Source organism: Enterobacter mori, assembly GCF_025244905.1.
Taxonomy (GTDB): Bacteria; Pseudomonadota; Gammaproteobacteria; order Enterobacterales; family Enterobacteriaceae; genus Enterobacter; species Enterobacter mori_A.
Genome location: NZ_CP104285.1, coordinates 3,222,979 through 3,236,025, shown reverse-complemented (window position 1 = coordinate 3,236,025; position 13,047 = coordinate 3,222,979). Strand labels below are relative to the sequence as shown.

The following is a 13,047-nucleotide window of genomic DNA, read 5'->3' as shown; positions in this document are numbered from 1 at the left end:
GCCATGACAATAACTCCACAACAACTGATCGCGCTGCTACCGCTGCTGATCGTCGGATTGACGGTGGTGGTTGTGATGCTCTCCATTGCGTGGCGACGCAATCACTTCCTGAATGCGACCCTGTCCGTTTTGGGTCTGAACGCTGCGTTAGTCTCCCTCTGGTTTGTTGGCCAGGCGGGAGCGATGGACGTCACGCCGCTGATGCGCGTTGACGGTTACGCCATGCTGTACACCGGTCTGGTTCTGCTGGCGAGCCTGGCAACCTGCACCTTTGCGTACCCGTGGCTTGAAGGCTATAACGACAACAAAGAAGAGTTTTACCTGCTGGTACTGATTGCCGCACTGGGCGGCATTCTGCTGGCGAACGCGAACCACCTGGCCGCGCTGTTCCTCGGTATTGAGCTAATCTCACTGCCGCTGTTCGGCCTGATTGGTTACGCCTTCCGCCAGAAACGCTCTCTGGAAGCGGCGATCAAGTACACCATCTTGTCCGCTGCTGCCTCGTCGTTCCTGCTCTTCGGTATCGCGCTGCTCTATGCACAGACGGGTAACCTCTCCTTCCTGGCCATCGGCAAGAGCCTCGGCGACGGCATGCTGCACGAGCCGCTGCTGCTGGCGGGTCTGGGCATGATGATTGTGGGTCTCGGCTTCAAGCTTTCTTTGGTGCCGTTCCACCTGTGGACGCCAGACGTATACCAGGGCGCTCCGGCTCCGGTGTCGACCTTCCTGGCGACAGCGAGCAAAATCGCTATCTTCGGTGTGGTCATGCGTCTGTTCCTGTACGCACCTGTAGGTGACAGCGAAGCGGTTCGCGTGGTGCTGGGCATTATCGCGTTCGTCTCCATCATCTTCGGTAACCTGATGGCGCTGAGCCAGACCAACATCAAGCGTCTGCTGGGCTACTCATCTATTTCCCATCTGGGTTATCTGCTGGTGGCGCTGATTGCGCTGCAGAGCGGTGAAATGTCGATGGAAACCGTGGGCGTGTATCTGGCCGGTTATCTGTTCAGCAGCCTCGGCGCGTTCGGCGTGGTGAGCCTGATGTCCAGCCCGTACCGTGGCCCGGACGCAGACTCGCTGTTCTCCTACCGTGGTCTGTTCTGGCACCGTCCGATTCTGTCTGCGGTGATGACGGTGATGATGCTGTCCCTGGCAGGTATCCCAATGACCCTGGGCTTTATCGGTAAGTTCTACGTCCTGGCCGTCGGTGTGCAGGCGGGTCTGTGGTGGCTGACGGCAGGTGTCGTTATCGGCTCTGCGATTGGTCTCTACTACTACCTGCGCGTTGCGGTGAGCCTGTATCTGAGCGCGCCTCAGCAGCTCAACCGCGATGCACCGACCAACTGGCAGTACAGCGCCGGCGGGATCGTGGTACTCATCTCCGCGCTGCTGGTGCTGATCTTCGGTATCTATCCGCAGCCGCTGATTGATATCGTGCAGCGTGCGATACCGCTGATGTAAAAACAAAAACCCGCCTCGGCGGGTTTTTTTATGGTTTTCGCCCTCTCCCTGTGGGAGAGGGACGGGGTGAGGGCACCAGCCCGCACCAGGCTTAAGCCAGCTGCTTCCTGCTAATTAACGGCCCGTCAATCTTCTTCATCGAGCGGTCCAGCACTTCCTCAATCACCGACGACAGCTCGTTCAGCTCAAACTTCGCCACGTATCCGTCGGCCTTCACCTTGCGAATATGATCTTCGTTGGCGTTGCCGGACAGAGACGAGTGGATCACCACCGGAATATCCTTCAGGAACGGATCGGTCTTGATTTTACGCGTCAGCGTAAAGCCGTCCATCTCCGGCATTTCGAGGTCGGTCAGCACCAGTGCGATCTTATCGGTGATCGGCACACCCTCAGCCTGCGCCTGCGCGGCCAGCACGCCAATTTTCTCCCATGCGTCTTTGCCGGTAATGTGCAGCTGGGCAGGGATTTCCATCGCCTGCAACCCTTTCTCCAGCATCGATCGCGCCACTTTAGAATCTTCCGCGACAATCGCGACCGCACCGGGTTTGATATTGAATTTGGTGGTTTTCAGATTGGTAGCGTGCAGATCGTGGTTAGCCGGGGTGATGTCATACAGGATCTGCTCAACGTCCAGCACCATCGCCAGATCGTTGGTATCGGTCTTTTCGTCCAGACAGGCGATGCTGGTGATGTAGCGCCCGCTGACGGCGGTTTCGGCAGCGTGAACCTGCTTCCAGTCGAGACGCATGATGTTCTCAACGGACTCCACGGCAAACGCCTGCACGCTGCGGGCGTATTCGGTTATCAGCAGAATGTTCAGTCCGGTCGTCGGCTTGCATCCGGCCACGGCGGCCAGGTCAATCACCGGGATCACCTGGTCGCGAATGTTCACCATCCCCATCAGCGGAGACTTCATGCCCGCGGGTTTGGTGAACTCCGGCATCGGCACAATTTCGCGTAGCTTGAACACGTTAATGCCAAACAGCTCGGACTTATTTTCGTTCAGAGAGGTGCCAAGACGGAACAGCAACAGTTCAAAACGGTTCGACAGGGTCAGATTCGCCCTGTCATCAATATCTTTCTGGAAATTATCCATTCTACCCTCAAGAGAAATGCTGACCTTTTAATCGTTATCGGCATCCTGAGGGAAAAATGAAGGACTAAACGCTGACCTGAGTGAAATCTTCCGCCAGCTCACTCGCCGGGAACACGTGATGACACTCTGCCAGTAGGCTTGCACATCCCCGCGCGTCGTAGCGCGAGCTAACGTGAGTGATGATTAATCTCTCGACGCCTGCGTCACGGGCAAGCTGCGCCGCCTGACGCGTGGAGCTATGGCCCCGGCTGTTGGCTTTCTCTTCCATCGCCGTTTCAAGCGTCGCTTCATGCACCATCACATCTACGCCCTGTGCAAGCAGAAGCGCGGAAGGGCACGGCGCGGTATCGCCAAAGATCGCCAGCTTTTTCCCCGGCTGCGGTGGCGCGAGGTAGTCCTGACCGTTCACCGCGCGCCCGTCTTCCAGCGTGACGGTCTCTCCCTGCTTAAGACGCTGGAACAGCGGGCCGGGCTTTATGCCGTCAGCGATGAGGGCCGCGGCGTCGAGCGCGCCGGGTTTGTCGTGCTCTTCAATGCGATAACCGTAACACTCAACCGGGTGATTAAGCGGCTGGGCGGTGACGGTATATGCGCCATCGTCGAAGACCAGACCTTCGGCGATCTCGGCCACGTCGAGCGGATAATCCGTCCACGAGCCGCTCAGGCGCAGCGTCGTTTCAACAAATTCCCGGATACCCGCTGGCCCGTAAATGGTCAGCGGATTGGCATTACCGGCCATCGAGCGGCTGCAGAGCAGGCCGGGCAGGCCGAAAAGGTGGTCACCGTGCAGATGGGTAATAAAAATTTTATCCAACTTGCCCGGATGATAAGCGGTTCGCAGCAGCTGGTGCTGCGTGCCTTCACCGCAGTCAAACAGCCACAGACCGCCGCGGGTGGGGTGATGAAGATCCAGCAGGATCGCGGTCACGTTTCGTGAGCGGGTTGGCACGCCAGCGGACGTACCCAGAAAAATCAGTTCCATAACGCAATCAGCCCTTTGCCGAACGGGGAGGGGTCTAGTATAACGTGATGAACCCCAGGAAGGAGACAGACATGATCCAGTGGCAAGATTTACACCATAGCGAACTCACCGTTCATTCACTGTATGCCCTGTTGAAGCTGCGTTGCGAAGTCTTTGTTGTTGAGCAAACCTGCCCGTATCAGGACATCGACGGCGATGATCTCGTCGGCGAGAACCGTCATATCCTCGGCTGGCGCGAAAACGAGCTGGTGGCGTATGCGAGGATTCTGAAAAGCGACGACGATTTCGAACCGGTGGTGATTGGCCGCGTCATCATTAGCGATAAAGCGCGCGGTGAAAAACTGGGCTATCAGCTGATGGAGAAAACCCTGGCATCATGCGAAAAACAGTGGCCAGACAAAGTGTTATATCTCGGCGCGCAGGCGCATCTTCAATCCTTTTACGGGCACTTTGGCTTTGTGCCAGTGACGGATGTGTATGACGAAGATGGCATTCCTCATATCGGGATGGCAAGGGAAACGAAGCAGGCGTAATGGCGAGTCGTTGGCTATAGTTAGCGGACTGGTGTAACAACATGGAGAAAAATATGTCATTTCAATCCTGGGATACCCGTATCGACGACGACCTGGCCTTACTGAGCGAGACGCTGGAAGAGGTGTTACGTTCGTCCGGCGACCCTGCCGATCAGAAATATATTGAGCTTAAAGCGCGTGCCGAAAAGGCACTGCATGAAGTGAAAAACCGCGTCAGCCATGCGTCTGATAATTACTACTACCGCGCGAAGAAAGCGGTTTATCGTGCCGATGATTACGTGCATGAAAAACCGTGGCAAGGCATTGGCGCCGGTGCTGCCGTCGGGCTGGTACTGGGGCTGCTCTTAGCCCGTCGTTAACAGCGTTTTAAACGGTTAACCACTCCCTATACGTGGGTACTGATATTTCTTATGGTACCCCGTATAATATGATGTTTTAACAGGGAGAGGTTCGCGTGCATTCGATATTCCTCGCGCTGGAGCAACTGCGCACACGGCTGGCGCAAGCGTTACCCGCAACACCCGGTTTACGACATTTCGACGTCTCTTTCCCGTTAAACGACGCATTCGATCCCCTGGCCTGGCTGGGTGCTCAGCAGTGCTATCCCCAATTTTACTGGCAGCAGCGTAGCGGCGATGAAGAGATGGCTGCGCTGGGTGCCGTTATCCATTTTTCTTCTCTCGCGTTGGCCTCGCAGTTTTTGCATACGCAACATGCAGCCAGCGACACCCGCATCTGCGGCCTGAACGCCTTTACCCCGGAAAAGGGCAGCCTGTTTTTACCGCGTCTGCTCTGGCGACGTTCAGGCGGAGTTGCCACCCTGCGCCTGCAGCTGTGGAGTGAGTGTTCCCTTCAGGACGATGCACAGGTGGCACAGCGTTTTTTAGAGAGTCTTCAGGACGCCAAACCGATCCGCCCGCTCTCCGTTAAGGTTGAACGCGAAACGCACCAGCCGCAAAAACCGGAATGGTTGCGCCTTATCCGTCAGGCAACGGAGACTATCGCGCACGGCGATTTTGAAAAAGTGGTGCTCGCCCGCGCAACCGATCTGCAATGCCATCAGCCGGTAAATGCCGTTGCCCTGATGGCAGCCAGCCGCGCGCTCAACCTGAACTGCTTCCATTTCTGCATGGTTTTCGATGCCAGCAACGCGTTTCTGGGCTCTACGCCCGAGCGTCTGTGGCGTCGGCGTGGCAGTTTGCTGCGCACCGAAGCGCTGGCTGGCACCGTCGCCAGCCACGCGGACGATGCTCAGGCCCGGCGACTGGGCGACTGGCTGATGAAAGACGATAAAAATCAGCGGGAAAATATGCTGGTTGTAGAGGACATTTGCGAGCGCTTGCAGCATCACACCCAAACGCTGGAGGTGCTGCCCGCGCAGGTCGTGCGGTTGCGGAAGGTGCAACATCTGCGGCGCTGCATCTGGACCGAGCTTAAACACGCTGATGATGAACAATGCCTGCATGTTCTGCAGCCGACGGCGGCGGTGGCCGGGCTACCGCGCCAGGCGGCGCTTGAGTTTATCCAGAATGTGGAACCCTTTGACCGCGAGTGGTATGCCGGATCGGCCGGGTATTTATCGCCTGAGCAAAGTGAATTCTGCGTGGCACTGCGCTCTGCACGCGTCCACGGCGCGGCGCTGCGGCTCTACGCCGGGGCGGGGATCGTTAGCGGGTCTGACCCGGAACAGGAGTGGCAGGAGATAGAAAACAAAGCCGCCGGGCTGCGCTCTCTGCTCCTTAGGGATTAATACTGATTCGCGCATTCCCGATTCATATCAAAATTCCAAATTTTTCTATTATTTATACTGTGTCGCATTCTTGATACCGGACAAACTCATGTCAGTAAGTTCTTTTAACCGACGCTGGGCGACGGTGATCCTCGAAGCCCTGACCCGCCATGGCGTCAGGCACGTGTGTATTGCACCGGGCTCCCGCTCCACGCCGCTGACGCTGGCGGCGGCTGAAAACCGGGCCTTTATTCACCACACCCATTTTGACGAGCGCGGTCTGGGTCATCTGGCGTTAGGGCTGGCGAAAGTCAGCAAAGCCCCTGTCGCGGTGATTGTCACCTCCGGTACCGCGGTGGCGAACCTCTATCCGGCGATCATCGAAGCCGGGTTAACCGGTGAAAAACTGATCCTGCTGACGGCCGATCGCCCCCCTGAACTTATCGACTGCGGTGCCAATCAGGCGATCCGCCAGCCGGGTATTTTCGCATCTCATCCTTCGCAGACGGTCTCGTTGCCGCGTCCAACTCAGGATATTCCTGCAAGCTGGCTGGTTTCCACCCTTGACCATGCGATGGGCTCGCTGCGCAGCGGCGCGCTACATATCAACTGCCCCTTTGCCGAGCCGCTCTACGGTGAACTGAATGAAACCGGTTTGGCCTGGCAGCAACAGCTCGGCGACTGGTGGGAGAGCGAAAAACCCTGGCTGCGCGAACAGACGTACCTGGAAAGCGCGAAACAGCGCGACTGGTTTTTCTGGCGACAGAAGCGCGGCGTGGTGATTGCCGGTCGCATGAGCGCGGCTGAAGGTAAGCTGGTCGCCGAGTGGGCGCAAACCCTCGGCTGGCCGCTGATAGGCGACGTGCTTTCCCAGACCGGACAGCCGCTGCCGTGCGCCGATCTCTGGCTGGGTAACGCCAAAGCGGTCACCGAGCTGGCGCAGGCGCAGATTGTGGTCCAGATTGGCTCCAGCCTCACCGGAAAGCGTCTGTTGCAGTGGCAGGCAACCTGCACACCGGAAGAGTACTGGCTGGTGGATCCGCTGGAGGGGCGGCTCGACCCGGCGCATCATCGTGGTCGTCGTCTGGTGAGCGAGATTGACAGCTGGCTGGAACTGCATCCGGCAGAAAAGCGTAAACCCTGGGCGGTGGCGATCCCGGCACTCTCGCGCCAGGCGTGGGAGCTCACCAAAGCGCAGTGCGAAGGTTTTGGCGAAGCCGAGCTGGCGCACCGTATTCGCCACTATCTGCCCGAGCAAGGGCAGCTGTTCGTCGGCAACAGCCTGGTGGTGCGTCTGATTGATGCCTTCTCTCAGCTGCCTGCAGGCTATCCGGTTTACAGCAACCGCGGAGCCAGCGGCATCGACGGGCTGATTTCGACGGCGGCAGGCGTGCAGCGCGCCAGTGCGAAATCGACGCTGGCGATTGTGGGCGACCTCTCTGCACTGTATGACCTCAACGCGCTGGCGCTGCTGCGTCAGGTATCGGCGCCCTTTGTGCTGATTGTGGTGAACAACAACGGCGGGCAGATTTTCTCCCTGTTGCCGACGCCGCAGAGCGAGCGCGAACGCTTCTATCTGATGCCGCAAAACGTGCAGTTCGAGCATGCCGCAGCGATGTTCAGCCTCAAGTATCATCGTCCTGAAAATTGGGAGCAGCTGGATACGGCGTTAAGCAGCGCCTGGCGGCAGCCGGGAACCACGCTTATTGAGCTGGTGGTGAACGATGCTGACGGCGCGCAGAAGCTGCAAAATCTGCTGGCGCAGGTGAGCCACCTGTGATCCTGGCTGGCGTGCAGCATAACGGTAAGCCGGGTTATCCCTGGCTGGTCTTTCTGCACGGTTTTTCCGGCGATTGCCGCGAGTGGCAGGCTGTCGGGACGTCATTGCGCGATTATCCCCGGCTGTACCTCGACCTGCCGGGACACGGCGAATCTGCCGGTGTCAGCGTCGCCGGGTTTAACGATCTCAGCGATGTGCTCGCCAGCACCTTACTTAGTTACAACATACTTAACTACTGGCTGGTGGGGTACTCTCTCGGCGGCCGCATTGCGATGTTTCATGCTTGCCAGCAGCCAAAGGGCTTATGCGGCATTGTTGTTGAAGGCGGTCATCCTGGGCTGCAGGATGTGGGCCCGCGAGAGGCGCGGCTAGCGTCCGATCGCCGCTGGGCGACGCGTTTTCGAGCTGAACCGCTCCCTGACGTCTTTGCTGACTGGTATCAGCAGCCGGTGTTTGCCTCTCTTACGGATGCGCAGCGCAGCGAACTGATCGCCCTGCGTAGCCGGAACAACGGTGCGAATCTGGCGGCAATGCTTGAGGCCACGTCGCTGGCCGTGCAGCCCGACTTGCGTTCTGCACTGCGCGCGTGCGACGCCCCTTTTTATTATCTCTATGGCGAACGAGACGAGAAATTTGCGGCCATCGCCGCAGAACTGAACGCCGAACGCCACGTTATTCCTCACGCCGGACACAACGCCCACCGGGAAAACCCCGGCGCGGTCGCCGCGAGTCTGGCTCAGATACTGCGTCTTCGAACAAAGGACACTCTATGATCTATCCTGATGAACACATGCTCTACGCCCCGGTTGAATGGCAGGACTGCTCCGAAGGCTACACCGACATTCGCTACCACAAGTCCACCGACGGCATCGCCAAAATCACCATCAACCGTCCTCAGGTGCGCAACGCGTTCCGTCCGCTGACCGTGAAAGAGATGATTCAGGCGCTGGCCGATGCGCGCTATGACGACAACATCGGCGTGATTGTCCTGACCGGTGAAGGTGACAAAGCGTTCTGCTCCGGCGGCGATCAGAAAGTGCGCGGCGACTACGGCGGATACCAGGATGATGCGGGTACGCACCACCTGAACGTCCTCGATTTCCAGCGCCAGATCCGTACCTGTCCAAAACCGGTTGTCGCGATGGTCGCGGGTTACTCCATCGGCGGCGGCCACGTGCTGCACATGATGTGCGACCTGACCATTGCCGCTGAAAATGCCATCTTCGGCCAGACCGGCCCGAAAGTAGGCTCCTTCGACGGCGGCTGGGGCGCGTCCTACATGGCACGCATCGTTGGGCAGAAAAAAGCGCGTGAAATCTGGTTCCTGTGCCGTCAGTACAACGCACAAGAAGCGCTGGATATGGGCCTTGTGAATACCGTGGTGCCGATTGCCGATCTCGAAAAAGAGACCGTGCGCTGGTGCCGCGAAATGCTGCAAAACAGCCCAATGGCGCTGCGCTGCCTGAAAGCGGCCCTCAACGCCGACTGTGACGGACAGGCGGGTCTGCAGGAGCTGGCGGGTAACGCCACCATGCTGTTCTACATGACTGAAGAGGGTCAGGAAGGACGCAACGCGTTTAACGAAAAACGCCAGCCGGACTTCAGCAAATACAAACGGAACCCATAATGCGTTGCGCTCAGGTTTACCGCTGGCAGATACCGATGGACGCGGGCGTGGTGCTGCGTGAACGGCGGTTAAAAACCCGTGACGGACTCTTCGTGCATCTCCGGCAGGGCGAGCGGGAAGGCTGGGGTGAAATTTCACCTCTGCCGGGCTTTAGCCTGGAGTCGCTTGATGACGTGCAGTCCGCGCTGGTGGCGTGGGCGCGCGCGTGGCGCGAGGGGAGCGATCCGGCTCTGCCAGCGCTGCCTTCCGCTGCATTCGGCATCAGCTGCGCGCTGGCGGAGCTTGACGGAAGCTTGCCTCAGGAAGCCAACTACCGCGCGGCGCCGCTCTGTACCGGCGATCCGGACGAACTGTTCGCGCTGCTCTCCGCCATGCCCGGCGAGAAAGTGGCGAAAATAAAAGTGGGCCTGTACGAAGCGGTGCGCGACGGGATGGTGGCGAATCTGCTGCTGGAAGCGATCCCGGACCTGCGCCTGCGGCTGGACGCCAATCGCGCCTGGACGCCGCTCAAGGCGCAGCAGTTCGCGAAGTACGTCAACCCAGCCTACCGCAACCGCATCGCGTTTCTGGAAGAACCGTGCAAAACGCGGGATGACTCCCGCGCCTTTGCCCGTGAAACGGGCATCGCGATTGCCTGGGATGAAAGCCTGCGCGAAGCCGATTTTGAATTTGTCGCCGAGCCGGGCGTGAGTGCGGTGGTCATTAAGCCGACGCTGACCGGCAGCCTGGACAAGGTGCGTGAGCAGGTCTCGGCTGCGCACGCCCTGGGGCTGACGGCGGTGATCAGTTCGTCCATTGAGTCCAGCCTTGGGCTAACGCAGCTGGCGCGCATTGCGGCCTGGCTCACGCCGCAGACCATCCCTGGACTCGACACGCTGAACCTGATGCAGGCCCAGCTTGTACGTCAGTGGCCGGACAGCACATTGCCGTGCCTCGACGTTGGGGCGCTGGAGCCGTTGTTATGAGTTTTACCGACTGGCCGTGGCGGCACTGGCGCGCGCAGTGTGCGGATAAACCCGCGCTGCGCCTGGACGACGATGTTCTCACCTGGCAACAGCTATGTGCCCGCATCGATAGTCTTTCCGCCGGGTTTGTTCGTCAGGGCGTGCAGGAGGGCGACGGCGTTATGCTGCTCGCCCATAACCACCCGCAAACGCTGCTGGCGTGGCTTGCGCTGCTGCAGTGCGGTGCGCGCATTCTGCCGGTCAATCCCCAGCTTCCGCACCCCTTGCTGGACGTCCTGCTCCCGCAGATGACGCTGCGCCACGCGCTGGTGCTGGACGGTGCGTTTGACGGGCTCTCTGCCCTTAGCCTGTCAGAACACGCAGGGGAATATGCGGCCTCGTGGCAGCCGGATCGCCTGGCTTCCATGACGTTAACCTCCGGCTCGACGGGGCTGCCAAAAGCGGCGGTGCACACCTGTGCGGCGCATCTGGCGAGCGCGCAAGGCGTGCTGGCGCTGATGCCCTACGGCGGTGACGACGACTGGCTGCTGTCGCTGCCGCTGTTTCACGTTTCTGGTCAGGGGATCCTGTGGCGCTGGCTTCTGGCGGGCGGGCGCTTGACCGTGCGCAAGAAGCAACCGCTGGAGCAGGCGCTGGAGGGCTGTACGCACGCGTCGCTGGTGCCGACTCAGCTGTGGCGTTTGATTAATACTCAACACCACGTTGCGCTGAAAGCCGTTCTGCTCGGCGGAGCGGCAATTCCCGTTGAACTGACTGAGAAGGCGCGGGAGCAGGGCATTCGCACCTTCTGCGGTTACGGTCTGACGGAGTTCGCCTCTACCGTCTGTGCGAAAGCGGCGGACGGCGAGCCGGATGTGGGAACCGCTCTGCCGGGTCGGGAAGTGAAGCTGGTCGAGGGGGAAGTCTGGATCAAAGCGCAGAGCATGGCGGCAGGCTACTGGCGAGACGGTGCGCTTCTTCCGCTCACTAATGCGCAGGGCTGGTTTGCCACCCGCGATCGCGGGGAATGGCGCAACGGTCGTCTGACGATTTTAGGCCGTATGGACAATCTCTTTTTCAGCGGAGGAGAGGGGATCCAACCCGAATCGCTGGAGCGCGTTATCGCCACGCATCCGCAGATCGGCCAGGTGTTTATCGTCCCGCTGGACGACGCTGAGTTCGGACAGCGTCCGGTGGCGGTGGTGGAGTGCGAGCCGGGAACGGATATCGCGCAATTCCCTGACTGGATCCAGGGCAGGCTGGCGCGTTTTGAACAGCCGGTACACTGGCTGGTGCTGCCCGCAGAGCTAAAAAATGGCGGGATAAAAATCTCCCGCCAGGCGTTAAAACAGTGGGTCAATGCCCTGCTGAGGGGCTAGTTAGCCGATGTCCGGCTCGGGCTTGCGCTGACGTCGACGCAGCAGGCGCAGGACCGGCGGCACCACAATCACCATGATCGCCATGGCCAGCAGGATCTTCGTCACGCTGCTCTCCCACAGAATCGACATATTGCCGTTGCTAATGGAGAGGGCGCGGCGCAGGTTCTGCTCCAGCATCTCACCCAACACAAAGCCTAAAATCAGCGGCGACATCGGGAAGTGCATCTTGCGTAAGATGTACCCCAGCACGCCAAGCAGCACCATCAGCACCAGGTCGAAGGTGGTGCTATGCACCGCGTACACCCCAACCGCAGAGACCGCCGCAATGGCGGGCACCAGGAACCACAGGGGAATGGTCAGCATGCGGGTAAACAGGCCGATCAGCGGGATATTCATCACCAGCAGCATCACGTTGGCGATCAGCAGTGCCGCAATCAGGCCCCACACGATGTCCGGCTGCTCGGTGAACATCGCCGGACCCGGGGTGATGTTATAGAGCGTCAGCGCCCCCATCATCACTGCCGTGGTGCCGGACCCCGGCACGCCGAGCGTCAGCATCGGGATAAACGAGCCGCAGGCCGAGGCGTTATTGGCCGCCTCTGGCGCCGCCACGCCGCGTATATCGCCCTTACCGAAGCTGTCGCTGTTGCCGCTCAGCTTTTTCTCGGTCATGTAGGTGATAGCGCTGGCGATGGTCGCCCCCGCGCCAGGCAGGATGCCGACGAAGAAACCAATCACTGACGAACGCAGGGTAGCACCCACACACTGTGCACCCTCTTTGGCATTAAAGAGCATGCGGCCGGTTTTGCGCACCAGCGTCTGCCCGCTGCTGGTATGTTCCAGCATCAGTAATATTTCTGAGACAGAGAACAGGCCAATCACGACGACGATAAACTGCACGCCGTCGGACAGGTGAACGCTGTCGAAGGTAAAGCGATAAACCCCGGTGTTGGCATCCACGCCGACGGTGGCTAACCCTAAGCCAATCAGCGCAGATAAAAACGATTTGAGCGGGTTCTGCGCCATCATGCTGCCGAGGCAGGCGATAGCGAACACCATCAGTGCAAAATACTCCGCCGGACCAAACGCCAGCGACCACTGGGCCAGCGCAGGGGCGAACAGAATGATGCCGCCAATAGCAATCAGCGAACCGAAGAACGAGCTGACGGCAGAAATGGAGAGCGCCACGCCGCCGCGTCCCTGTTGCGCCATGGGATAACCGTCGAGCGCGGTCATAATGGCGGCGGCATCGCCGGGCACGTTCAGCAGTATGGAGGAGATGCGTCCGCCGTACTCGCAGCCGATATACACCGTCGCCAGTAAGATCAGGGCGGATTCAGCAGGCAGGTGTAGGGCAAAGGCCAGCGGCAGAAGTATCGCCACGCCGTTAATCGGACCAAGACCGGGCAGCAGGCCGACGATCGTGCCCACGAAGCAGCCGATCAGGGCGATCATCAGGTTTTCCGGGGTCATCGCTACCGCGAACCCCTGCGAGAGGTAAATCCAGGTATCCATA

12 protein-coding genes are annotated in these 13,047 nt (G+C 59.6%); 9 read left to right on the top strand and 3 right to left on the bottom strand.

Annotated elements, in window-relative coordinates:
* The first annotated feature begins 3 nt into the window (after positions 1-3).
* Positions 4-1,461, top strand: coding sequence for an NADH-quinone oxidoreductase subunit NuoN (gene nuoN / locus N2K86_RS15205; RefSeq protein ID WP_260659170.1), 1,458 nt, complete (start codon positions 4-6; stop codon positions 1,459-1,461).
* 91 nt (positions 1,462-1,552) lie between these two features.
* On the opposite strand, the gene N2K86_RS15200 is transcribed toward nuoN, so the two are convergent.
* Both N2K86_RS15200 and rnz read right to left on the bottom strand, forming a co-directional pair.
* Positions 1,553-2,557, bottom strand: a complete 1,005-nt coding sequence (locus N2K86_RS15200; RefSeq protein WP_221553202.1) for a chemotaxis protein — start codon at positions 2,555-2,557, stop codon at positions 1,553-1,555.
* A 64-nt stretch (positions 2,558-2,621) separates the two neighbouring features.
* A complete protein-coding gene (gene rnz, locus N2K86_RS15195) occupies positions 2,622-3,539 on the bottom strand; it encodes a ribonuclease Z (protein ID WP_260659169.1) in 918 nt (305 codons plus the stop codon).
* A gap of 71 nt (positions 3,540-3,610) precedes the next feature.
* On the opposite strand from rnz, the gene N2K86_RS15190 reads away from it, so the two are divergent.
* The 8 genes from N2K86_RS15190 to menE all read left to right on the top strand — a co-directional run bounded on the left by N2K86_RS15190 (position 3,611) and on the right by menE (position 11,531).
* The gene (locus N2K86_RS15190; protein ID WP_260659168.1) at positions 3,611-4,072 is read left to right on the top strand and encodes a GNAT family N-acetyltransferase; all 462 of its coding nucleotides are present in this window, start codon (positions 3,611-3,613) and stop codon (positions 4,070-4,072) included.
* A gap of 53 nt (positions 4,073-4,125) precedes the next feature.
* On the top strand, positions 4,126-4,431 hold the full coding sequence (gene elaB / locus N2K86_RS15185; RefSeq protein ID WP_029485146.1) for a stress response protein ElaB: 306 nt from the start codon (positions 4,126-4,128) through the stop codon (positions 4,429-4,431).
* Between the two features lie 95 nt (positions 4,432-4,526).
* Complete coding sequence (gene menF, locus N2K86_RS15180) at positions 4,527-5,822, top strand: isochorismate synthase MenF (RefSeq protein WP_260659167.1); 1,296 nt, start codon at positions 4,527-4,529, stop codon at positions 5,820-5,822.
* Between the two features lie 88 nt (positions 5,823-5,910).
* Positions 5,911-7,581, top strand: coding sequence for a 2-succinyl-5-enolpyruvyl-6-hydroxy-3-cyclohexene-1-carboxylic-acid synthase (menD, locus tag N2K86_RS15175; protein ID WP_260659166.1), 1,671 nt, complete (start codon positions 5,911-5,913; stop codon positions 7,579-7,581).
* Positions 7,578-8,354: a 2-succinyl-6-hydroxy-2,4-cyclohexadiene-1-carboxylate synthase gene (gene menH / locus N2K86_RS15170; RefSeq protein ID WP_260659165.1), complete on the top strand. Its 777-nt coding sequence runs from the start codon at positions 7,578-7,580 to the stop codon at positions 8,352-8,354. The genes menD and menH overlap by 4 nt, the downstream gene beginning before the upstream one ends.
* Positions 8,351-9,208, top strand: coding sequence for a 1,4-dihydroxy-2-naphthoyl-CoA synthase (menB, locus tag N2K86_RS15165; protein WP_010433380.1), 858 nt, complete (start codon positions 8,351-8,353; stop codon positions 9,206-9,208). Before menH ends, menB begins: the two co-directional genes overlap by 4 nt.
* A complete protein-coding gene (menC, locus tag N2K86_RS15160; RefSeq protein ID WP_260659164.1) occupies positions 9,208-10,173 on the top strand; it encodes an o-succinylbenzoate synthase in 966 nt (321 codons plus the stop codon). Before menB ends, menC begins: the two co-directional genes overlap by 1 nt.
* Complete coding sequence (gene menE / locus N2K86_RS15155) at positions 10,170-11,531, top strand: o-succinylbenzoate--CoA ligase (protein WP_260659163.1); 1,362 nt, start codon at positions 10,170-10,172, stop codon at positions 11,529-11,531. The genes menC and menE overlap by 4 nt, the downstream gene beginning before the upstream one ends.
* On the opposite strand, the gene N2K86_RS15150 is transcribed toward menE, so the two are convergent.
* Complete coding sequence (locus N2K86_RS15150) at positions 11,532-13,046, bottom strand: tripartite tricarboxylate transporter permease (protein WP_260659162.1); 1,515 nt, start codon at positions 13,044-13,046, stop codon at positions 11,532-11,534. It lies immediately after the preceding gene.
* Position 13,047: the final 1 nt, after the last annotated feature.